The organism is Pseudoalteromonas sp. B131b, assembly GCF_037162545.1.
Lineage (GTDB): Bacteria > Pseudomonadota > Gammaproteobacteria > Enterobacterales > Alteromonadaceae > Pseudoalteromonas > Pseudoalteromonas fuliginea.
Window position 1 is genome coordinate 592,326 of sequence record NZ_JARLUZ010000001.1, and the last position, 24,149, is coordinate 616,474.

Annotated in this window: 16 protein-coding genes, 1 tRNA gene and 1 pseudogene; 3 read left to right on the forward strand and 15 right to left on the reverse strand. The window is 41.4% G+C overall.

Going from position 1 to position 24,149, the window contains the following annotated elements; translation table 11 throughout:
- Positions 1-402 precede the first annotated feature (402 nt).
- The 13 genes from tuf to P4S65_RS02920 all read right to left on the reverse strand — a co-directional run bounded on the left by tuf (position 403) and on the right by P4S65_RS02920 (position 17,265).
- Complete coding sequence (tuf, locus tag P4S65_RS02860; RefSeq protein WP_008133488.1) at positions 403-1,587, reverse strand: elongation factor Tu; 1,185 nt, start codon at positions 1,585-1,587, stop codon at positions 403-405.
- 62 nt (positions 1,588-1,649) lie between these two features.
- Positions 1,650-3,764 carry an elongation factor G gene (gene fusA / locus P4S65_RS02865; RefSeq protein ID WP_008133459.1) on the reverse strand — a complete coding sequence of 705 codons (2,115 nt, stop codon included), beginning with the start codon at positions 3,762-3,764 and terminating at the stop codon, positions 1,650-1,652.
- A gap of 27 nt (positions 3,765-3,791) precedes the next feature.
- On the reverse strand, positions 3,792-4,262 hold the full coding sequence (gene rpsG, locus P4S65_RS02870; RefSeq protein ID WP_010555004.1) for a 30S ribosomal protein S7: 471 nt from the start codon (positions 4,260-4,262) through the stop codon (positions 3,792-3,794).
- A gap of 97 nt (positions 4,263-4,359) precedes the next feature.
- Positions 4,360-4,734 (reverse strand): 30S ribosomal protein S12, encoded by a 375-nt coding sequence (rpsL, locus tag P4S65_RS02875; RefSeq protein ID WP_002958885.1) that lies wholly within the window; start codon positions 4,732-4,734, stop codon positions 4,360-4,362.
- A gap of 194 nt (positions 4,735-4,928) precedes the next feature.
- Positions 4,929-9,104 (reverse strand): DNA-directed RNA polymerase subunit beta', encoded by a 4,176-nt coding sequence (gene rpoC, locus P4S65_RS02880; RefSeq protein ID WP_008133458.1) that lies wholly within the window; start codon positions 9,102-9,104, stop codon positions 4,929-4,931.
- Between the two features lie 104 nt (positions 9,105-9,208).
- A complete protein-coding gene (rpoB, locus tag P4S65_RS02885) occupies positions 9,209-13,234 on the reverse strand; it encodes a DNA-directed RNA polymerase subunit beta (RefSeq protein ID WP_007378453.1) in 4,026 nt (1,341 codons plus the stop codon).
- A gap of 272 nt (positions 13,235-13,506) precedes the next feature.
- Complete coding sequence (rplL, locus tag P4S65_RS02890) at positions 13,507-13,869, reverse strand: 50S ribosomal protein L7/L12 (RefSeq protein ID WP_002958882.1); 363 nt, start codon at positions 13,867-13,869, stop codon at positions 13,507-13,509.
- Positions 13,870-13,943: 74 nt separating this feature from the next.
- Positions 13,944-14,438 (reverse strand): 50S ribosomal protein L10, encoded by a 495-nt coding sequence (gene rplJ, locus P4S65_RS02895; protein WP_007378452.1) that lies wholly within the window; start codon positions 14,436-14,438, stop codon positions 13,944-13,946.
- 323 nt (positions 14,439-14,761) lie between these two features.
- A complete protein-coding gene (rplA, locus tag P4S65_RS02900; protein WP_007378451.1) occupies positions 14,762-15,466 on the reverse strand; it encodes a 50S ribosomal protein L1 in 705 nt (234 codons plus the stop codon).
- A 3-nt stretch (positions 15,467-15,469) separates the two neighbouring features.
- A complete protein-coding gene (gene rplK / locus P4S65_RS02905; RefSeq protein ID WP_002958879.1) occupies positions 15,470-15,898 on the reverse strand; it encodes a 50S ribosomal protein L11 in 429 nt (142 codons plus the stop codon).
- Positions 15,899-16,111: 213 nt separating this feature from the next.
- Positions 16,112-16,675, reverse strand: coding sequence for a transcription termination/antitermination protein NusG (gene nusG, locus P4S65_RS02910; RefSeq protein WP_007378450.1), 564 nt, complete (start codon positions 16,673-16,675; stop codon positions 16,112-16,114).
- 4 nt (positions 16,676-16,679) lie between these two features.
- Positions 16,680-17,057 (reverse strand): preprotein translocase subunit SecE, encoded by a 378-nt coding sequence (gene secE / locus P4S65_RS02915; RefSeq protein ID WP_002958877.1) that lies wholly within the window; start codon positions 17,055-17,057, stop codon positions 16,680-16,682.
- Positions 17,058-17,188: 131 nt separating this feature from the next.
- Positions 17,189-17,265: transfer RNA gene (locus tag P4S65_RS02920), tRNA-Trp, on the reverse strand.
- 260 nt (positions 17,266-17,525) lie between these two features.
- On the opposite strand from P4S65_RS02920, the gene P4S65_RS02925 reads away from it, so the two are divergent.
- The 3 genes from P4S65_RS02925 to P4S65_RS02935 all read left to right on the forward strand — a co-directional run bounded on the left by P4S65_RS02925 (position 17,526) and on the right by P4S65_RS02935 (position 22,771).
- Positions 17,526-17,936, forward strand: coding sequence for a ligand-binding sensor domain-containing protein (locus P4S65_RS02925; RefSeq protein WP_337119541.1), 411 nt, complete (start codon positions 17,526-17,528; stop codon positions 17,934-17,936).
- A 367-nt stretch (positions 17,937-18,303) separates the two neighbouring features.
- Positions 18,304-21,522 (forward strand): hybrid sensor histidine kinase/response regulator transcription factor, encoded by a 3,219-nt coding sequence (locus P4S65_RS02930; RefSeq protein ID WP_337119542.1) that lies wholly within the window; start codon positions 18,304-18,306, stop codon positions 21,520-21,522.
- 118 nt (positions 21,523-21,640) lie between these two features.
- On the forward strand, positions 21,641-22,771 hold the full coding sequence (locus tag P4S65_RS02935; protein ID WP_193154987.1) for a CsgG/HfaB family protein: 1,131 nt from the start codon (positions 21,641-21,643) through the stop codon (positions 22,769-22,771).
- Between the two features lie 37 nt (positions 22,772-22,808).
- Here P4S65_RS02935 and P4S65_RS02940 read toward each other — a convergent pair.
- Positions 22,809-23,322: pseudogene (locus P4S65_RS02940) on the reverse strand (hypothetical protein).
- Positions 23,306-24,058, reverse strand: a complete 753-nt coding sequence (gene deoC, locus P4S65_RS02945) for a deoxyribose-phosphate aldolase (protein WP_193154988.1) — start codon at positions 24,056-24,058, stop codon at positions 23,306-23,308. Before deoC ends, P4S65_RS02940 begins: the two are co-directional and overlap by 17 nt.
- Between the last annotated feature and the right edge of the window lie 91 nt (positions 24,059-24,149).

Consider the following 24,149-nt stretch of genomic DNA (forward strand, 5'->3'; position numbering starts at 1 on the left):
TAGGAGGTAAATATTTAAATAAAAGCCACTCTGGAACAAAAGTAGGAATACCGCTTTTATATAACACTTTATTTTAGACATTAAAAAGCCCGAAACTAAGCTCGGGCTTTTTGGTAATAATTAGCTAGGCTAATAATTACGCTTTGAACGTTGCTACAAAGCACCTATGCCTAAGGCTAGAGCGCCACCTTCATATGACACTTTTCTTCAGGCATTAAAAAAGGCCACCTAAGTGACCTTTTTATAACAATTAACTTTAAAGCTAATTATTACGCTTTGAACGTTGCTACAAAGTACCTACGCCTAGGGTAAGAGCGCCACCTTCATATGACACTTTTCTTCAGGCATTAAAAAAGGCCACCTAAGTGACCTTTTTATAACAATTAACTTTAAAGCTAATTATTACGCTACGATAGTTGCTACAACACCAGCACCTACAGTACGGCCACCTTCACGGATAGCAAAACGAAGACCTTCATCCATCGCGATTGGTGCGATTAGAGTTACTGTCATCTTGATGTTATCACCAGGCATTACCATTTCTACGCCATCTGGTAACTGTACGTCACCAGTTACGTCAGTTGTACGGAAGTAGAACTGTGGACGGTAACCTTTGAAGAATGGAGTATGACGACCACCTTCATCTTTAGAAAGTACGTATACTTCTGAAGTGAATGTAGTATGTGGGTTGATTGAACCAGGCTTAGCTAGTACTTGACCACGTTCAACGTCTTCACGTTTAGTACCACGTAGAAGTGCGCCAATGTTCTCACCAGCACGACCTTCGTCAAGAAGCTTACGGAACATTTCAACACCAGTACAAGTAGAACGAGTTGTATCATTGATACCAACAATTTCTACTTCGTCATTGATGCGGATAATACCAGCTTCAACACGACCAGTTACAACAGTACCACGACCCTGGATTGAGAAAACGTCTTCGATAGGCATGATGAAAGGCTTATCGATGTCACGCTCTGGCTCTGGGATGTAAGAATCAAGTGCGTTTGCAAGCTCAACAATCTTATCTTCCCACTCTTTCTCGCCTTCTAACGCTTTAAGCGCAGAACCAGCGATTAGAGGTAAGTCATCACCTGGGAAATCGTATTCTGAAAGAAGTTCACGAACTTCCATTTCTACTAGTTCAAGTAGCTCTTCGTCATCTACCATGTCACATTTGTTCATGAACACGATGATGTAAGGAACGCCAACTTGACGAGAAAGAAGGATGTGCTCACGCGTTTGTGGCATAGGGCCATCTGTCGCAGCAACTACTAAGATCGCGCCGTCCATTTGAGCAGCACCAGTGATCATGTTTTTAACATAATCGGCGTGACCAGGACAATCTACGTGTGCGTAGTGACGTGAAGGAGTATCGTATTCAACGTGAGACGTTGAAATAGTGATACCACGTTCGCGCTCTTCAGGAGCGTTGTCGATTGATGCGAAATCTTTAGCAACACCGCCGTATACTTTTGCAAGTACGTTAGTGATTGCTGCAGTTAGTGTAGTTTTACCGTGGTCAACGTGGCCGATTGTACCAACGTTTACGTGCGGTTTTACGCGTTCAAACTTTTCTTTTGCCATCTTAAAAAATTCCTAATAAAGAAATTAAAGCCTGACTCACTATTGAGCCAGACAAGCTAAAATTATATAACAGCGCGAGCTGAAATTATTGTATCTGCAACATTTTTAGAGGCTTCAGCGTACTTCACAAACTCCATAGAGTATGAGGCACGGCCCTGAGTTGCAGATCGTAAAGCAGTCGCATAACCAAACATTTCAGAAAGAGGAACTTGCGCATTAATTTGCTTAAGCCCACCTAATGCATCTTCCATGCCTTCGATTATGCCGCGACGACGGTTTAAGTCGCCAACTACATCACCCATATTTGAATCAGGAGTGAGTACTTCAACCTTCATTACTGGCTCTAAAAGTACAGGGTTAGCTTTAAGCGCCCCATCTCTCATTGCCAGTGAACCTGCTATTTTAAATGCCATTTCATTCGAATCTACATCATGGAATGAACCATCATATAAAGTCGCTTTAACGCCAAGTAATGGGTAGCCTGCCAGTACACCTTGAGACATTTGCTCTTGGATACCTTTGTCTACCGCAGGGACGAACTCTTTAGGAACAGAACCACCTACGGTTTCGTTAACGAACTCGTAAATTGGTGACTCATCATCCGTAATATCCATCGGTTCAAGTTTAATCCAAACGTGTCCATATTGGCCACGACCACCTGACTGACGTATAAACTTCCCTTCAACTTTAACAGTTGAACGAATAGCTTCTCGGTATGAGACCTGCGGCTTACCAACGTTACATTCAACACTGAATTCACGTTTCATACGGTCGACGATGATATCTAGGTGAAGTTCACCCATGCCAGAGATTATAACCTGGCCTGATTCTTCGTCAGTTTGTACGCGAAAAGAAGGGTCTTCAGCAGCTAGTTTTCCTAGCGCGATACCCATCTTATCTTGGTCAGCTATAGTGCGAGGCTCAACCGCAATAGAGATTACTGGTTCAGGGAATTCCATACGCTCAAGCGTAATAATAGAATTCGGATCACACAGTGTTTCACCTGTTGTTACGTCTTTAAGACCAATAGCTGCCGCGATGTCGCCTGCGAAAACTTCTTTGATCTCTTCACGAGAGTTTGAATGCATCTGTACGATACGGCCAAGTCGCTCACGCTTACTTTTTACTGGATTATATACCGTGTCACCCTGTTTAACAGTACCAGAGTAAACACGGAAAAAGGTCAAGGTCCCAACAAACGGGTCTGTTGCAATCTTAAAAGCGAGTGCAGCAAACGGCGCTTTATCATTAGCCGGACGTTCTTCCTCAGTACCATTTTCTAAGATACCTTGGATTTGTTTCACTTGTTCTGGTGACGGCATATATTCAACAACGCCATCAAGCACAGCTTGAACGCCTTTGTTTTTAAATGCGCTACCACAAGTAACTGGAACAATCTCATTAGCTAATGTTCGTTGACGTAAAGCATTTTTAATTTCTGCTTCACTTAACTCTTCACCTTCTAAGTATTTATCCATTAGTTCTTCTGAGGCTTCAGCAGCGCTTTCAACTAAATGAGAGCGCCATTCTTCAGCCAATTCCAGAAGTTCTGCCGGTATTGCCTCATAAGAGAAAGTCATACCCTGGTCCGCTTCGTTCCAGTTAATCACTTTCATTTTTATAAGGTCAATAACACCTTTAAAGTCGTCCTCAGCGCCTACAGGCAACTGAATTGGAACAGGCGTTGCTCCAAGACGAGATTTCACCTGGCTAACCACAGCTAAGAAGTCAGCGCCCGTGCGATCCATTTTATTTACGAAGATCATTCTCGGAACTTCGTATTTGTTCGCTTGACGCCAAACTGTCTCAGTTTGCGGCTGTACACCAGACGAAGCACAAAGAACAACTACCGCACCATCTAGTACGCGTAAAGAACGCTCTACTTCGATAGTGAAATCTACGTGTCCTGGAGTATCAATAATATTGATACGATGGGCGTCAAATTGAGCATCCATCCCTTTCCAAAAACACGTTGTTGCAGCAGAAGTGATTGTGATACCACGCTCTTGTTCCTGCTCCATCCAATCCATAGTTGCAGCGCCATCATGTACTTCACCGATCTTATGAGAAAGACCCGTGTAGAACAGAACACGTTCTGTTGTGGTGGTTTTGCCTGCATCTACGTGAGCAACAATACCTATATTACGATAGCGCTCAAGTGGAGTTGTACGTGCCATATGATCCTCTTAAAGGTTAAAGACAGATTACCAACGGTAATGAGCGAATGCTTTATTCGCTTCAGCCATACGGTGAACGTCTTCACGTTTCTTAACCGCAGTGCCTTTATTATCAGAAGCGTCAACGATTTCTTGAGCTAAACGTAAGCCCATAGATTTTTCGCCACGCTTACGTGCAGCGTCTACTAACCAACGCATACCTAATGCGTTACGACGAACTGGACGTACTTCAACTGGTACTTGATAAGTTGAACCACCAACACGGCGAGATTTAACCTCTACCTGTGGGCGGATGTTATCAAGTGCAGTTTCAAAGATTTCTAGGTGCGACTTGCCTGATTTCTCAGCAGCCACGTCTAGCGCACCATAAACAATTTTTTCAGCAGTAGATTTCTTGCCGTCTAACATCACGATGTTAACGAATTTAGCAAGAAGTTCCGATCCGAACTTAGGATCTGGAAGAATTTTACGTTGACCGATTACGCGTCTTCTAGGCATTTTGTATCTCCGGTTTATTCAGGTTTGCTCTTTCGAGTCAATCACCCAAAACAATAATTATAAATATTTAGTGCTTGGCCTTACTAACGGAATACAATTACCCTTTAGGGCGTTTTGCACCGTATTTAGAACGAGCTTGACGACGATCGCTAACGCCTGCACAGTCAAGTGCACCACGAACAGTGTGAAAACGCACACCTGGTAAATCTTTAACACGACCACCACGGATTAGGATTACACTATGCTCTTGAAGGTTATGACCTTCACCGCCAATGTATGAAGTTACTTCGAAACCGTTAGTTAAACGTACACGTGCTACTTTACGTAACGCCGAGTTTGGTTTCTTAGGTGTAGTTGTATATACGCGAGTACATACACCGCGCTTTTGCGGACACGCTTTTAGTGCAGCTGAGTTACTTTTCGTAACCTTGCTACGGCGTGGCTTACGCACTAGCTGGTTAATAGTTGCCATTTAAATAGCTCCTGAAATTAAAATTACTACTGAAAAAAATAAAAAATCCGCCCTTTATTTACGAGCCTGCATTAAGCACACAAGTAAATGGGTGGCGGAATTTTAATGAGCAAAGTTTAACCTGTCAACCTAAACTAATCGCAAGACAGCATATAACTGCCTTACGATTACTTAATCTATTGATTAAGAACAGTTTATTGATTTCCAGACAAATCAGCATTTAGAGCGTCTGTAAGTGCTTGAGTTGCCTCTTCTGCACTTACTGTTTGCTCTTCTACGACTACTTTGCTTTGTTTACGGCGAGCCATACGTTCTTGATGATACGCAAAACCGGTACCGGCTGGGATCAAACGACCCACAATTACGTTTTCTTTAAGACCGCGAAGCTCATCGCTCTTACCATTCACTGCCGCATCTGTAAGAACACGTGTTGTCTCTTGGAAAGACGCTGCAGAGATGAAAGATTCTGTTGCTAGTGATGCTTTTGTGATACCCATTAATTGGATTTCAAACTTAGCTGGGATCTTACCTTGTTTTTCAAGGTCACGGTTTGCGATATTAACGCGCGCCACTTCGATTTGTTCACCAGCTAAAAAGTCAGTATCACCACCGTGTATAATGGTACATTTACGTAACATTTGACGGATAATTGTTTCAATGTGCTTGTCATTGATCTTAACGCCTTGCAAACGGTAAACCTCTTGCACTTCGTTAACGATGTAGTTAGCAACATGAGTCACACCACGTAAGCGTAAGATGTCATGTGGTGATTCAGGGCCATCGGCGATAACTTCACCTTTAGACACTTGCTCACCTTCAAACACGTTAAGTTGACGCCACTTGTGAATCATTTCTTCGTAATGATCACCTTCTGGTGGAGTAATAACTAAACGCTTCTTACCTTTAGTCTCTTTACCGAAGCTAATTGTACCAGTTACTTCAGCTAATATAGCTGGATCTTTTGGCTTACGAGCTTCAAATAAGTCGGCTACGCGTGGTAGACCACCCGTGATATCACGAGTTTTCGAACCTTCTTGCGGAATACGTGCTAACACGTCACCTGGGTTTGCTGTAACGCCGTCAATTACTTCAATCGTTGTGAATGAAGGAAGACGTGTTTCTTGCAAGCCGCGCTCTTCACTTTCGATGATAAGCTTTGGTTCTTTCGTATTTACTTTAGCAAGGTCTTTAACAACTACACGGGTTAAACCAGTTAGTTCATCAGTCTGTGCTTCAGTATTTGAGTCATCAATATCGCTGAACGATACTTTTGATTTATGCTCAAGAACGATTGGGTGACTATGCGGGTCCCAAGTAGCAACGATGTCGTTACCTTGAACTTCTGCATTATCTTTAACTGTTAATACCGCACCGTAAGGTACTTTATAACGCTCTTTCTCACGGCCATGGCTATCGATGATAGTAATTTCCGTTGAACGCGAAGTAATAACAATCTTATCGTCTGTATTTAATACATATTTAGAGTTATGCAGTTTTAACGTACCGTTAGTTTTAACTTGTACATTATTTTCTGCAGACGCTCTAGATGCTGCACCACCGATGTGGAAGGTACGCATCGTAAGCTGTGTACCTGGCTCACCGATTGACTGTGCTGCGATAACACCTACTGATTCACCAGCGTTGATGATATGACCACGTGCTAGGTCACGACCGTAACAGTTAGCACAAACACCAAAGTCATTATCACAAGTGATAACAGAACGTACGCGAACTTCATCTACTGAATGCTCTTCTAAAAGATCACACAGTTTTTCGTCTAGCATGATATTACGTTCAACAAGCACTGTATTAGTACCTGGAATTACAATATCTTCAGCAACAACACGACCTAAAACACGTTCGCGAAGCGCTTCTACAACATCACCACCTTCAATAAGCGGTTTCATTGTTAAGCCATCTTCTGTGCCACAGTCATCTTCATTGATTACCAAATCTTGTGCAACGTCTACTAGACGACGCGTTAGGTAACCCGAGTTTGCTGTTTTAAGTGCTGTATCGGCAAGACCTTTACGCGCACCATGCGTTGAGATGAAGTACTGAAGTACGTTTAGACCTTCACGGAAGTTAGCTGTGATTGGAGTCTCGATGATTGAACCATCTGGACGTGCCATTAGACCACGCATACCCGCCAACTGACGAATCTGTGCAGCACTACCACGAGCACCTGAGTCGGCCATCATAAACACTGAGTTAAATGACGGTTGCTCTACTTCTTCACCCTTTGCATTGATAACTGTGTCTTTCGACAAGTTAGACATCATTTCACGTGATAAGTTTTCGTTTACACGTGACCAGATATCGATAACTTTGTTGTACTTTTCACCAGCCGTTACAAGACCTGATTGGAATTGTTGGTTGATTTCAGTAACTTCAGCTTCAGCTGATTCAATTATCTGTGCTTTAACCGGTGGGATAACTAAGTCATCAATACCGATAGAAACACCTGACTTCATTGCATAATGGAAACCGGTGTACATAACTTGGTCAGCAAACACAACAGTGTCTTTAAGGCCTAGACGACGGTAACACTCATTCAATAAGCTAGAAATCTGCTTTTTACCAAGCGGCTGATTGATTGACGCAAACGGCATACCAGTTGGTAAAATTAGAGACAAAATTGCACGACCGACAGTTGTATCGATAACAGTAATAGTATCTTCTACTACACCATCTTCGTTTTTAACTGATTGGCTAATACGTACTTTCACGATTGCGTGAAGGTCTGCATTGCCACTGCGGTATGCTTTTTCTGCTTCTTTTGGATCTTTAAATATCGCGCCTTCGCCTTTAGCGTTAATGCGGTCACGAGTCATGTAATAAAGACCCAATACAACATCCTGTGAAGGAACGATGATTGGCTCACCATTCGCAGGAGATAGAATGTTGTTTGTTGACATCATCAATGCACGAGCTTCAAGCTGCGCTTCGATTGTTAACGGTACGTGTACCGCCATTTGGTCACCATCGAAATCGGCGTTGTACGCCGCACATACTAATGGATGCAAATGAATCGCTTTACCTTCGATAAGCACAGGCTCAAACGCTTGGATACCCAAACGGTGAAGTGTTGGTGCACGGTTAAGTAATACCGGATGTTCACGAATTACTTCGTCAAGTACATCCCATACTTCCGGAACTTCACGTTCTACCATTTTCTTAGCTGCTTTGATCGTCGTAGCCATGCCGCGACGCTCTAGTTTGCCATAGATGAATGGTTTGAATAGCTCAAGTGCCATCTTCTTAGGAAGACCACATTGGTGAAGCTTAAGTGTAGGACCTACTGTAATTACAGAACGGCCTGAATAATCTACACGCTTACCAAGTAAGTTCTGACGGAAACGACCTTGCTTACCCTTGATCATATCAGCAAGAGATTTAAGAGGACGTTTGTTAGAACCTGTAATTGCACGACCACGACGACCGTTATCAAGTAGCGCATCTACCGCTTCTTGTAACATACGTTTTTCGTTGCGTACAATAATGTCTGGTGCTGCTAAATCTAGTAGACGTTTAAGACGGTTATTACGGTTAATAACACGACGGTAAAGGTCATTTAGATCAGATGTCGCAAAACGACCACCGTCTAATGGTACTAATGGACGTAGATCAGGTGGCAATACTGGAAGTACTGTCATGATCATCCACTCAGGGTTATTACCTGATTGGTGGAACGATTCCATTAACTTAAGACGTTTAGTGATTTTTTTACGCTTAGTTTCAGAGTTAATTGTTGGTAACTCTTCACGCATCTCAGCAATTAATTGAGCAAGATCAAGTTCACGAAGCAAGTCTAAAACTGCTTCAGCACCCATCTTCGCTTCAAACTCATCACCGTGCTCTTCTAGTGCATCTAGGTATTCTTCTTCACCTAATAGTTGACCACGCTCAAGCGTTGTCATACCAGGTTCAGTCACTACGAATGATTCGAAGTAAAGAACACGTTCAATATCACGAAGCGTCATATCAAGCATTAAGCCAATACGTGACGGTAATGATTTTAAAAACCATATATGTGCAACTGGGCTCGCAAGGTCAATATGACCCATACGATCGCGTCGCACTTTAGTTAGTGTAACTTCAACGCCACACTTCTCACAGATCACACCACGGTGTTTAAGGCGTTTATATTTACCACATAAACACTCATAATCTTTCACTGGGCCGAAAATACGGGCACAGAATAAGCCATCGCGCTCAGGCTTGAAAGTACGGTAGTTAATAGTCTCAGGTTTCTTTACTTCACCGTATGACCATGAACGAACCATGTCTGGTGAAGCAAGACCAATGCGAATTGCATCGAATTCTTCGGTCTTATTTTGTTGCTTCAGAAACTTAAGTAAGTCTTTCACCTTAGCTCTCCTGTCGGAGTTAATCTTGAGGACGGGTAATCTCGTCCCTACATTCTATTCAGCCGTAACAGATGCTGCAGCGTTAACTGCAGCACCTAATTGGCTTAATTTTCTTCCAACTCGATGTTGATACCCAGTGAGCGGATTTCTTTCAACAATACGTTGAACGATTCTGGCATACCTGGTTCCATTTTATGGTTACCATCAACGATGTTTTTATACATCTTAGTACGACCGTTCACGTCATCCGATTTCACTGTTAGCATTTCTTGTAGAGTGTAAGCAGCACCGTAAGCTTCAAGTGCCCATACTTCCATCTCACCAAAACGCTGGCCACCGAACTGTGCTTTACCACCCAGCGGCTGCTGAGTAACAAGGCTGTAAGAACCAGTAGAACGTGCGTGCATCTTATCATCAACCAAGTGGTTAAGTTTAAGCATGTACATGTAACCTACAGTTACTTGACGTTCAAACTGATCGCCAGTACGGCCATCATAAAGTGTAACCTGACCACTTCGAGGATATCCACCAAGCTCAAGCATGTCTTTGATTTCGCTTTCTTTCGCGCCATCAAATGCAGGAGTAGCAATTGGTAAACCACCTTTTAAGTTTTCAGCTAGACGACGAATTTCGTCATCAGTGAAGCTAGCAATATCTACTACTTGGCGAGATTCACCAATTTCGTAGGCTTGCTTGATGAATTCACGTAGCTCATGAAGCTCACGTTGCTCTTTCATCATTTCTTCAATACGTTCACCGATACCACGTGCAGCTAGACCCATATGTGTTTCAAGGATCTGACCGATGTTCATACGTGATGGTACACCTAGTGGATTCAATACGATATCTACCGTACGACCTTTATCATCGTAAGGCATATCTTCTACTGGTACGATAGTCGAGATAACACCTTTGTTACCATGACGACCCGCCATTTTATCACCTGGTTGAATACGACGTTTAACAGCAAGGTATACTTTAACAATCTTAAGTACGCCTGGTGCTAAGTCATCACCTTGGGTAATTTTACGACGTTTATTTTCAAACTTTTTATCGTATTCAGCTTTAAGCTCATCGTACTGTGCAGCTAGTTGCTCAAGTTCAGCCTGCTTGTCTTCTTGTGCAAGGCTTTGAGTAAGTAGTTTTTCAGCATTCAGTGACGTTAGTTTGTCTTCTTCGAAGCCTGCATCAACAAGTAACTTGCGAGCACGTCCTAAAACGCCAGCTTCTAAAATACGGAACTCTTCGTTGAAGTCTTTCTTCGCTTCGCGAAGCTGCATATCTTCAACTTCTAACGCACGTTTGTCTTTTTCAACACCATCACGGGTGAAGACTTGTACGTCAATTACAGTACCAGTTACAGAATTTGGTACACGTAAAGAGCTGTCTTTAACGTCAGACGCTTTTTCGCCGAAGATAGCTCGTAGAAGCTTCTCTTCAGGTGTCAGCTGTGTCTCGCCTTTAGGAGTCACTTTACCTACTAGAATATCGCCGCCTTTAACTTCAGCACCAATATAAACAACACCTGATTCATCAAGCTTGCCTAGTGCAGATTCACCCACGTTCGGGATATCTGCAGTGATCTCTTCAGGACCTAATTTAGTATCACGGGCAACACACTGTAGTTCTTGAATATGGATAGTCGTTAGACGATCTTCTTCAACTACGCGCTCTGATAGTAAGATTGAATCTTCGAAGTTATAACCGTTCCATGGCATGAATGCCACGCGAAGGTTTTGACCAAGGGCTAAGTCACCTAAGTCAGTCGAAGGACCATCTGCTAACACGTCACCACGAGTAACCGGTTCGCCAACCATACAAGTTGGTTTTTGGTTAATACATGTATTTTGGTTAGAACGTGTGTATTTGGTTAAGTTGTAAATGTCGATGCCCGCTTCGCCAGGAACGCGTTCTTCTTCATGTACGTTTACAACGATGCGACTTGCGTCAGCATACATTACTTCACCACCACGTTTTGCAACGATAGTAACACCAGAATCTTTCGCTAGTGTTAACTCAATACCTGTACCTACTAACGGCTTATCCGCTTTCAATGTTGGTACTGCTTGACGTTGCATGTTTGAACCCATCAATGCACGGTTAGCATCATCGTGTTCTAGGAACGGGATAAGTGCTGCCGCTACAGAGATCACCTGTTGTGGTGATACATCCATATATTGCTGATCCATACGACCCATAAAGGTAGATTCACCTTTGTGACGACATGGAATAAGTTCATCTACAAACTCATTGGTTTCAGTTAAGTTTGAATTCGCCTGTGCGATAACAAACTGACCTTCTTCAATGGCTGATAGGTAATCAACTTCATCAGTTACAACACCGTCTACCACTTTACGGTAAGGTGTTTCTAAGAAACCGTAGTCATTTGTACGTGCGTACGTAGACAATGAGTTAATTAGACCGATGTTTGGACCCTCAGGAGTCTCGATTGGACATACGCGACCATAGTGAGTTACGTGAACGTCACGTACTTCAAAGCCTGCACGTTCACGAGTTAGACCGCCCGGACCTAATGCAGAAATACGACGTTTGTGCGTAACTTCTGATAGTGGGTTATTTTGGTCCATAAACTGTGATAACTGAGACGAGCCGAAGAACTCTTTAACAGCAGCCGAAATAGGCTTAGCGTTAATAAGATCTTGTGGCATTATTGCGTCAAGGTCACCTAAGCTTAAACGCTCACGTACAGCACGCTCTACACGTACTAGACCAACACGGAATTGGTTCTCAGCCATTTCGCCAACACTACGTATACGACGGTTGCCTAAGTGATCGATATCATCAACATCGCCTTGACCGTTACGAATAGCAATTAATACTTTCATAACAGACACGATGTCTTCTTTGCTTAATGTGCCTGGGCCTGTGTCTGTATCGTAACCAACACGGCTATTGAACTTCATACGACCTACAGTAGATAAGTCATAACGTTCTTCAGAGAAGAATAAGTTCTGGAATAAGGCTTCAGCCGCGTCTTTCGTCGGTGGCTCGCCTGGGCGCATCATGCGATAAATTTCTACTAGTGCTTCTAAACGGCTGCTTGAAGAGTCAATATTCAATGTATTTGACATGTAAGCACCGCTGTCCACTTCATTGATATATAACGTATCAATTTTAGTGTAACCAGCTTTAACCAATTCAGCCATTAGCTCAAGAGTTAGTTCATCATTCGCGCTTGCTATAACTTCACCCGTTGACTCGTCAACGTAGTTTTTAGCTATAATACGGCCAATAATGTACTCATGAGGTACTTCTAGGCGGTTAATGCCTTTCTTCTCGATGCTCTTGATGTGGCGAGCCGTAACACGACGACCGCTTTCAACAAATACTTCACCGTCTTCGCTCTTGATATCAAAAGCGGCAGTTTCACCACGTAAACGTGAAGGCACAAGTTCCATAAGAACTTTACCGTCAGCTACTTCAAACGTCGTGTTGTCGAAGAAGATTTCTAGGATTTCTTCACTAGAGTACTCAAGTGCACGTAGGATGATAGACGCCGGTAATTTACGACGACGGTCAATACGTACATATAAGTTATCTTTTGCATCAAATTCGAAGTCTAACCATGAACCACGGTAAGGAATAACGCGTGCGTTATATAATACTTTACCTGATGAATGAGTTTTACCGCGGTCGTTATCAAAGAATACACCAGGGCTACGGTGTAGCTGAGAAACGATAACACGCTCTGTACCATTGATTACAAAGGTACCGGTATCGGTCATGAGCGGAATTTCGCCCATGTAAACTTCTTGCTCTTTAATGTCTTTAACTGTGCCTGGAGCTTCTTTGTCCATAACAACAAGACGCAGTTTCACGCGAAGTGGAGCAGAATAAGTCACACCGCGAATTTGACATTCTTTTACATCGAAAACTGGCTCACCAATACGATAACTTACGTATTGAAGCTCAGAATTTCCCGAGTAGCTTTTAATAGGGAACACAGAACGGAAGGCAGCTTCCAAACCATGATCGCCATCAGCGTCCGGCACTAAGAATTTTTTAAACGATTCTAACTGTGTAGACAGTAAAAAAGGTATATCCAAAACTTGTGGACGTTTACCAAAATCCTTACGGATACGTTTCTTTTCAGAATAAGAGTAAGCCATGGGGTTCCTCAGCTTGCTGATCTTTGACCCGACCTGTTCTTGTAAGAACAGACTTAACTGGCAGCTATGCCAAGATTTTTACAACATTTAACTGTTGTTCTAATTAGATCCCACTTTAACACTAGCAAACTATAAAGCGTTGAAAGTAAAGAAAAAATCAGATTTTATTTGAACTAAAAGAGTGGATCACTCTATAGCGCAAAAAGGCCGGTGATTAAATAATCACCAGCCCTTGCCTGATTTCTCAGGCAGCGAACTTAGCAAAAGCTAAATTACTTAACCTCAACTTCAGCACCAGCTTCAGTAAGATCTTTTGCAAGTGCTTCAGCTTCTTCTTTAGATACACCTTCTTTAACAGGTGTAGGAGCAGCTTCAACAAGAGCTTTCGCTTCTTTAAGGCCAAGGCCAGTTGCGCTACGAACAGCTTTGATTGCAGAAACCTTGTTAGCGCCAGCGCCAGTAAGGATTACGTCAAATTCTGTTTTCTCTTCAGCAGCTTCAGCAGCTGGACCAGCTACCATTGCAGCTGCAGCAGTTACGCCGAATTTTTCTTCCATTGCTTCGATAAGAGCAACAACGTCCATTACTGACATTTCAGCAATTGCGTCAAGGATTTGGTCTTTAGATACAGACATTACAAATTTCCTAATAATTAACGGACATTACGTCCAAATAAATTTTACACCGAAAGTGATTAAACAGCTTAAAATTAAGCAGCTTGCTCTTCTTTCTGTAGACGTACTGCTTCAATTGTTTTACACAATTTGCCAGCAGACGCTTCTTTCATAGCACTCATTAAGCGTGCAACAGCTTCATCGTATGTAGGTAATGTAGCAAGCATTGCTGCATTAACAACATTTCCTTCAAAAGCGGCCGTTTTTATCTCGAATTTCTCATTCTTTTTCGCGAAATCTGAAAAGATACGCGCAGCAGCACCTGGGTGCTCTGATGAGAAAGCGATTAAGCTTGGACCAACAAATGAATCAGAAAGACACTCAAAATCTGTTCCTTCAAGAGCACGTTTTGCTAAAGTGTTACGGACAACTTTCATCCACACACCGTTTGCACGAGCTTCTTTACGAAGGGCAGTAATTGCGCCAACTGTTACACCACGAGAATCTGCAACAACTGCAGATAGAGCACCATTGGCTGCTTCGTTGACTTCAGCAACTATTGCTTTTTTGCCTTGAAGATTTAAAGCCATGGGTGTTACTCCTGGTTTAATGGGGATACCGATTATCGGATTCCCCTGTTTTACTCTTCCCTACCAAACAAAGTAGAGATGCTTTTTACGGCGAGAGCCAGAAGGATTAGGAAAAATCTATCTGGGGTCTACACCGTCTACGTAGGTGAATATTAAGGCCGGAGCCACCTACGGTCTTGGACGGAAGCCCAATTTATCGTTAAACCCTAAGGCTTAACGAAATTATGGACTTCAACCCGAATTCTTTACTTTGCCGACTAATAAATTAATCAACAAAATGGCGCGAAATTATAGTACAAATTTCACGCCATGTAAACACTAAATTAAGCTACAGTTGTAGTTAAAGTGCTTTGGTCAACAGAAACACCTGCGCCCATTGTTGTAGAGATAGTTACTTTTTTCAAGTAAACACCTTTAGCTTGAGAAGGCTTAGCCTTCTTAAGTGCAACAATTAGTGACTCAAGGTTTTGTTGAAGTTGCTCAGCTGTGAAATCAACCTTACCAATAGTAGTATGGATGATACCATTCTTGTCATTACGGTAACGTACTTGACCAGCTTTAGCATTTTTAACTGCTTCTGCAACGTTAGGCGTTACAGTACCAGTTTTAGGGTTTGGCATTAGACCACGTGGGCCTAAGATTTGACCTAGTTGACCAACAACACGCATAGCGTCTGGTGATGCAACAACAACGTCAAAGTTCATCTCGCCTTTTTTAACTAGCTCAGCAAGATCTTCCATGCCTACTAATTCAGCACCAGCTTCTTTCGCAGCTTCTGCGTTAGCGCCTTGTGTGAATACAGCAACACGAACGTCGCGACCAGTACCGTTAGGTAGTACAGTAGCACCACGAACGTTTTGATCAGATTTACGAGCATCGATACCAAGGTTAACGGCAACGTCAACACTTTCTACGAATTTAGCTGTCGCTAACTCTTTTAAAAGAGCAACTGCTTCATTGATTTCGTAATCTTTTGTTACTTCCACTTTTTCGCGGATAGTACGCATACGTTTAGTTAATTTAGCCATTTCTTAGTCCTCTACGTTCAAGCCCATCGCACGCGCAGAACCTGCGATAGTGCGAACCGCTGCGTCCATATCGGCAGCTGTAAGGTCAGTTCGTTTTGTCTCAACGATCTCTTCAAGTTGAGCACGAGTTACTGTGCCTACTTTATCAGTGTTAGGACGGCCTGAGCCTGACTTGATACCAGCAGCTTTCTTAAGTAAGTAAGCAGCAGGTGGCGTTTTCATGTCGAACGTAAATGAACGGTCACCGTAAACAGAGATCACTACAGGAACTGGAGCGCCTTTTTCGATAGACTCTGTACGTGCGTTAAACGCTTTACAGAATTCCATGATGTTTACACCGTGTTGACCTAGTGCAGGACCTACTGGAGGACTAGGATTAGCCATACCAGCGGCAACTTGTAGCTTGATTAGAGCTTCAACTTTTTTAGCCATTATAAATACCTCATTTGGTGGGTCTCAGCCTTGTGCGCGCGAGGACGCGTACTCTAACGGCTTCCCAGTTTAAAAATTGGTTTCGTACTTTTTGCACAGTAAAAATAAATTTTACCTTAATACAAAAAGGCCGCTGATTATAAGATAATCAGCGGCCTTTTTCAAGCTTCGTGCCAAAATTTAAAAAAATAGTGGCGAAGCTTTTTTAATCAATTACTTATCTTGTTCAACTTGACCAAATTCAAGCTCAACTGGCGTAGAACGACCAAAAATAAGTACAGAAACTTTTACGCGGCTTTTTTCGTAGTCAACTTCTTCAACTACACCACTGAAGTCTGCAAATGGTCCATCTGTAACGCGTACAACTTCACCTGGTTCAAATAATGTAGCAGGTTTAGGTGCTTCAGCATTTTCTTGTAAACGATTAAGAATGCGTTCCGCTTCTTTAGGGCTAATTGGAGCTGGACGATCAGACGTTCCACCAATAAAGCCCATTACGCGTTCAGTGCTGTTCACTAAGTGCCAGCTTGCGTCGTTCATATCCATTTGTACTAATACATAACCTGGGAAGAATTTACGCTCAGACTTACGCTTTTGACCAGCACGCATCTCAACAACTTCTTCAGTTGGTACTAATATCTCACCAAAGCTCGCTTCAAGACCTTCAATTTTGATATGTTCAATTAACGTTTGTGCTACACGCTTTTCGTAACCAGAAAAAGCCTGTACTACGTACCAACGTAATTTAATTTCTTTGTTCTCGTTCTCATCCGACATGGGATCAGATCTCCAATCCAGTTAAAAAGCCAACAGCGCGGAATAAAATGCCATCTAATCCCCAAAGGATAAGTGCCATAATCACTGTTGCAACCATTACAATTAATGTCGTGTGGGTAGTTTCTTGGCGAGTTGGCCAAATAACTTTGCGTACTTCAATTCGAGCTTCTTTAGCGAAAGCAAGAAAGTTACGTCCCTTAAATGTTTGTGAGGCAATTGCTAATCCGGCCGCTATTGCAACAACAACGCCGATAGCACGTAGTAATACAGATTGATCTGCATACATATGATTACCAACAACTGCGCCTGCAAGTAGCGCGATTGCTACTAACCACTTTACTGACTCCATCGCACTTGATGGTGTTTCTACATTCGTGCTCATAATATTATTACCTTAACTACAGACACAACAACCCTACACTACGGCAGGGTTAATCCATTAAAATCTAAACTTAAAAACAGACTTAATTTAAACCGGTTTTTAATCTCAGACTACTCAATCACAAGTAAAACTGGCAGGGGCGGAGAGACTCGAACTCCCAACCATCGGTTTTGGAGACCGCTGTTCTACCAATTGGAACTACGCCCCTGCAAAGTGGATGCCTATTATACTTACGCAGTTCATTAACACAAGCCTAAAAGATACCCACAATGCAAAATCTCAACATTGCATTGAAAAATCAATCTTAACATTGATTAAAAAGCAGTTTATGATTGACTAGATACTCGGTTTTTACTTAGCCCACTAGGCTACAAAACTCGCGCCGCGACTAAATCGCCCCTAGATTGAACAAATTTCAATCCACAAAGGTCAACGCTCCCTAAGGGATTCACAATAGATAGGAAGTCTGTGAAAGCAATTAAAACAATCATAAAATATAAAGTCATCAGCCTTTTATTATTATTTCATACTAGCTCGCTCGCCCTACCACTGTACTTAGATACATATACAAATGAACAAGGTTTATCTCAAAATTCAATCACCTGCAGTACCACTGATGAAAAGGGGTTTCATTGGTTTTCGACCCAAGGCGGCTTAAACCGATTCGATGGATATGAATTTAAACACTATAAATTCAATCCTTCACAATCGAGTATTTCGGGGAATTGGATTACAGACTGCCTGAATTTAGAAAACGGCCAACTTTGGTTTGCGACGACAAGCAACGGCCTCAACTTATTAAATACTGAAACAGGAAGTTTTAGTGTTTTTAACCAGTATTCAACCCCTCTATTACAAACCAACGCATTTCAACAATAACCTCCAACTCCCCAGAAACAATTTGGATTGGTCACGATAAGGGGCAACTTACTCGGTTAAATACAAAAACAGGTACTACCGAGTTATTTTCTTACCAGGGCACAAATCAATTAAATGTTGTTTTTAAAGATATGCTTTTTGATGATAAAAAAACCTTTGGTTAGCAAGTAATATTGGGCTTATTAAGTTCGATTCAAAAACAAATCAGTTCACATACATACCTAATAGCCCTAAACAGCTCTGGCAATTAAAAAAAGCACCAAACGGCAAATTTATTATAGGAGGCAAAACTGGTCTAAGTGTTTTTGACTTAAACACACTCGCATTTTATAACTTTGAGCAACTCAAAAATGTTTGGGTAACTGATATGCTTATTGATGATGAAAAAAACCTATGGGTAAGCACTTATGGCCATGGTCTTTATTATCAAACTAAAGATATTTTATTAAGTAAACAGTTTCAGCAACTTACTTACTCTCCAAATTTAAAGCATGGCTTAGCTAACGACCACTTATTGTCACTTTACCAAGACCCTAAAGGGATTATTTGGATTGGTACAGATGGTTATGGGTTACATCGCTATGATAAAAGACAGATTCAGTTTGGTCATCAAAAGCATCAAAGCAATAACTCGGCTTCGATTTCGAATGACTTTGTAAGAGCAATACTCAAAGATAGTAACAACATACTCTGGGTGGGCACGCGCGACGGACTTAACAAACACACTGACACAGGATTTAAACACTATAAAGCAGATAAAAACCACAATATTGGCCTAACTAATAACAATATATTTAGTCTTTATGAAGATGCCAATAAGCGCATATGGGTAGGCACGTATGGAGGTGGTTTACTGCTTTATAACCCAGTTAATGATAGCTTTTCAGCTTTTACTATGCAAAGTCACCAACTCAGCAGTAACCGTATTTATGCAATCGAGGGCGACCATATTGGTAATTTGTGGCTGGGCAGTAATGAAGGATTAACGCGATTTAATCCCGATACATTGCAAGTTACACACTTTAAATACAGCGCAAATAAAAATAGCATCTCAAATAATACTGTTTTTAGTATTACTTATGACAGTGAGAACAACGCGATATGGGCTGGAACCCGCGTAGGATTAAATAAATTTTCTTTAAATGATGAAACTTTCACTCATTACCAAAGCGATCTTAAAAAGCCTAATAGTTTAACGCATGACATGGTTACATCCTTGCATTTACAAGATAAAAACACTTTATGGGTAGGTACTTTTGGCGGGTTAAATAAGTTAAATATCCAAACAAACAAAGTAATAAACATTACAGAGTTCGATGGCTTGCTTAACGATAATATTTTTGCAATTAAACAAGACAGCAGCGGTTACTTGTGGCTAAGCAGTAATCAGGGGTTAACCCGTTACGCTCCTCAAACTCAACAAATGCAGCATTTTTTACCCGCAAACGGTATACAGCACCATTCTTTTATTTTAGGCGCCGCTTTTCAAGCGAATGACGGCGAGCTATTTTTTGGTGGTATTAACGGTTTTAATCAATTTGATCCGTTAAAACTAACCCTAGCAACTCAACCCCCAGAACCCGTTATTACAGACTTACTTATTTATAACCAGTCAGTCGCGACGCAGCAATATATAAAAAACAAGACCCAAACGGCTAAGCTTATAAGCTATACAGACAGACTCTTTTTTAAAGAAGAAGACAGTGTTATCGGTTTTAAATTTTCTGCTTTAAACAGTGCAGAGCCCCCTTCTCAATACCAATATGCTTACAAGTTAGCTGGGTTAGATAAGCAGTTTTTATACGCAAACAAAAACCAGAGGCAAGTTAGTTATTCTCAACTTCCCGCAGGAAGCTATCACTTTATTGTAAAAGTTAAAGACCAATACGGCCAATGGAGTGATGATAAAACGATGGTTGCGCTTACGGTTACTCCACCCTGGTGGAAGAACAATGTTGCTTATGTCACTTACATCATTATCGTATTATTTATAATGTGGTTAATTATAACAGCAAGGTATAGAGCTAAAGTTGCAGAGCAAGCAAACTTAAAAGAGAGAGAACTTAGCAGCTTAAAAACCCAGCTATTAGATAACGTTAGCCATGAACTTAAAACACCATTGAGCTTAATATTAGCGCCACTTGATAGTTTACTAAAAAGTCATAAAGATTCAGACACCCAACAAAAACTAGCGATGATTCAACGTAATAGCCATAAGCTATTGGATCAAATAAACCAACTTTTACAGCTCAGTCAGCGCCCAAGCACTGCAGTGAAACACGTAACACCCTATGCTATAAATCCGGTAGTTGAACAATTAATCGAAGATTTCACTCCTTTATTTAAACAAAAAAATATTACGTTCGAGCTTGAAGATTTAACGCAAAAAAATATTCTCATTGAATTAGAGCCAAATCATACAGTTTCTATTATCAGTAACTTATTAAGTAACGCCCAAAAATACACCCCGAACGGAGGTAAAGTATTACTTCAGCTATTAACTCAAAAACAAATATTAACCATCATAGTCTCAGACACTGGTGTTGGTATAGATAAAAAGCACCTCGAGGCAGTTTTCCAACGATTTACACGCATAGATACGAGTAATCAAAGCGGTAGCGGTATTGGCTTAGCACTTATAAAGCAGCTAGTTGAGCAATATGAAGGAACCATTGAACTTAAAAGTGAATTAAACAAAGGAAGTTGCTTCACTATTTCACTCCCAATAACTCAAGTAGACGAAACCTCTGACCTTACTGCTCTTGCTGTATCTAAAAGCAATAATTTATGTGCAGTAAAAAACAATAAAATTCTTATTATCGAAGACAACGATGAAATGCGTGATTTACTAACGTCACTCTTTATTAGCAACTTCGTATGTATAAACGCCGTTAACGGAGAACTAGGTTTAGCTTTATGTAAAAGCGAAATGCCTGACTTGGTAATAAGTGATGTAATGATGCCCGTTATGGATGGCTATCAGTTTATTAAAGCACTGCGCAGCGACACGGCTATTAGCCACATTCCAGTTCTATTACTTTCAGCAAAGGCTGATACGCGCAGCAAATTAAAGGGCCTGGACTTACTTGCTGATGATTATTTAAGTAAACCCTTCGAACCACAGCTGTTATTAAGCCGCGTTCAAGGATTATTAACGATTAGAGAAGTGCTTAATCAACATTTAAAACAGCAGTTACCGGCTTTATCACAAACAACCCAACTAGACCCAAAAATGGTACAAAGTAAAGACTACATATTTACCCAGCGTGTAAAAGCAATAGTAAAAGAGTGTTATCAAGACGAGGCGTTTAGCGTAGAAGAATTTGCAGCAGCGCTTTACCTGAGCCCTCGCGCTTTGCAATTAAAAATGAAAGCCTTATATAACTTAACACCTAGCGACTACATTCGAAACATTCGTTTAGAATTCGCAGAAGAACTTTTGAAAAACAGTAATCTTGCAATAGGATTAGTTGCGCAACAAGTCGGCTTTAATTCACAAAGTTATTTTGCTCGCTGCTTTAAAGCAAAATATGCAACGTCGCCTAAGCAATTTCGTGAAAAAAGATTAAAAACTTCGCCTGTGTGACCAAACACTTCGCGCCAGTACTATTTTTAACCTACTGATTTATCTAAATTAACATGAATATAAATATTAAAGGGAATGCACAACATTTCCTTTAAGCATATTAATTAAGGACAGTCATATGTTAAGAACACCACAAAAATTACTATTAACGGCACTATTAACGACCACTCTGAGCGCTTGTCAAAGCACTTCAACCAATGTGACATCGGGTCAAAACTCACCAGATATAAATGCAGTTGCACAGGAACAATACAACGGTCCAAAAGCCCGAATTGCAGTTGCACGCTTCACCGACAAATCAAATAATTCAAAATGGTGGCGTAAAGAAATAGGCGACGGTATGGCGGATCAATTAACTACCGCTCTAGTATCAACAAATCGTTTTATTGTTTTAGAGCGCCAAGCACTTGACGCGGTTTTATCAGAACAAGATCTAGCGGCCTCAGGTCGCGTTAGCGCTTCATCGGGTGCTGCTTATGGCGAGATTGAAGGTGCTGAAATAGTCGTGATTGCTGCGGTCACAGAATTTGATGACGATAGCTCTGGTGCAAGTGTAGGTAGTGGCGGCTTTATCGGTGATGTATTTAGCTCTGTATCTGCCGGTTTTTCGGGTTCACATATGGCAATTGATCTACGCCTTATAGATACTCGCACATCACGTATTTTAGCTGCAACAAGTGTTGAAGGTGGCAGTAAAGATTTTGATTTCACAGGCGCTGCAACCAACTTTGGTGGCGCACTTGTTGGCGGTAATATAAGTGGATGGTCTGATACACCTAAAGAAAAAGCCCTGCGTGAAGTTATTATTAAAGCAGTTGAGTTTTTAGAAACTAAAATTCCAGATACTTACTATCGCTATAACAGTAACAACACTTTAGCACCGGGTTACACTGCGCCGCCGCCAGCTACTAAACGCGCAAAAGCAGCCAGCAAGCCCGCTGTAACAGTAGATGTACCCACTCATAGAATGCCGCATTATGAAAAAATGGATTTAGCAATGTCACGCCTAAGCTTAGTGTGCTTGGGTTACCTAAGAAACCAGCCTGATTATGAAGAATTTGAAACACAAGATGTTGAATACGATCGTAAAACAGTTATCGCACTGCGTGAGTACCAACAAGACAAAAAAATAAAGGTAACGGGTTTAGCTGATGAAACAACTAAAAAGTCACTTGATGACAGTGGTTGTATTGCCAAAACGAACAAATCTAGCCTCGAAAGTATAAGCAACATGTTTAAATTTAATTAATCAGTATTAGCTTTAAGCTTAAAATAAAAAACGGCTGTTATATAGGCCGTTTTTCATCCACACGTAATAACTCACCACGATAAAAATCACACACTAACCAAATTTGTTCAAATTGATAGGTTCTTGGAAAGTTAAGGTCATCGATCACTGCTTCAAAGTCAGCTTTGCGCCAAATAGTACTCGCATTACGAATAACAAGCCAAGTACGCTTTGAATAATAACGTTTTTTTCTTTTATTTTAGCAATCGCTCTAATGCGGCCCGCAATCTGTGCTCACTTGGCTTTTGTGCCATGTCTGCTAAATCTCGCTGCATTTGCATTGACAGCGGGCGCCCTAAAACAGCCATCGCTTCTGTTTCGCTGGCATACAAATGGGCAATCTCTATATCAAGCTGTTCATCTTCTTGATAACAACTAACATAAGGTTTATTGGGCTCATTATGCCAAATATTACGCATATGAATGCCTAACTGCTGCTCATAACAACGTAAAAACAATTTAGCCGCATCATGCTCTAACTGACGCTTTTCCTCATCACTGCTGCGCTTCATTCAACACCTTGTAAACATCACTTAATAGGCTTGAAGCACCAAACCTGAATGTCTTTGCTTGCAGGTAATCATCACCCATTATCGTGCGTGCCAGTGCTAAATAATCACTGGCATCAGCCACTGTTTTAACACCTCCGGCGGCTTTAAAGCCAACACGCTTACCAGTCCTTTTAATTGCACTGAGCATAATTTTTGTTGATTCAAGCGTAGCATTAACAGCGACCTTACCCGTACTGGTTTTTACAAAATCGGCACCACCTTCAATTGCAAGCTCCGTGGCTTGAGTAATAAGCGCGTCAGTTTTAAGCTCACCGCTTTCTATAATTACTTTTAGTTGCGCGCGCGACCCACACGCTTTTTTACTTTCGCTTACATAGCTAAGTACTGTTTGAGCATCGCCCGCTATGAGTTTTTTATAAGGAATAACTAAATCAATCTCATCCGCACCGCGCTCTATTGCAATGAGTGTTTCGTTAATTACATCACTGAGTGGCGCATCACCCGTTGGGAAATTAGTGACTGTTGCCACTTTTACGTGGCTAAGCTCACGCGCTGCCAGTGCTATTTTTGCATCATCAACAAAGTCGCTATAAACACATAAGGCTGCTGGCGTGCCTAAGGTCGGATTTATACTATTAACAAGCGCTTGAATGTCTGTAGTTGTATCACTGCTGTTTAAACTTGTTAAATCCATCAGTGCGACTGCTAATGCCGCGTCTTTTTGATGCTGTGTCATGTAGACTCCCTTGCCTATGTAAGTACAAAATTTAATATACCCCCATATTAACAAATTAAATCAAACTCGCTATAGCTCATAACCAAACACT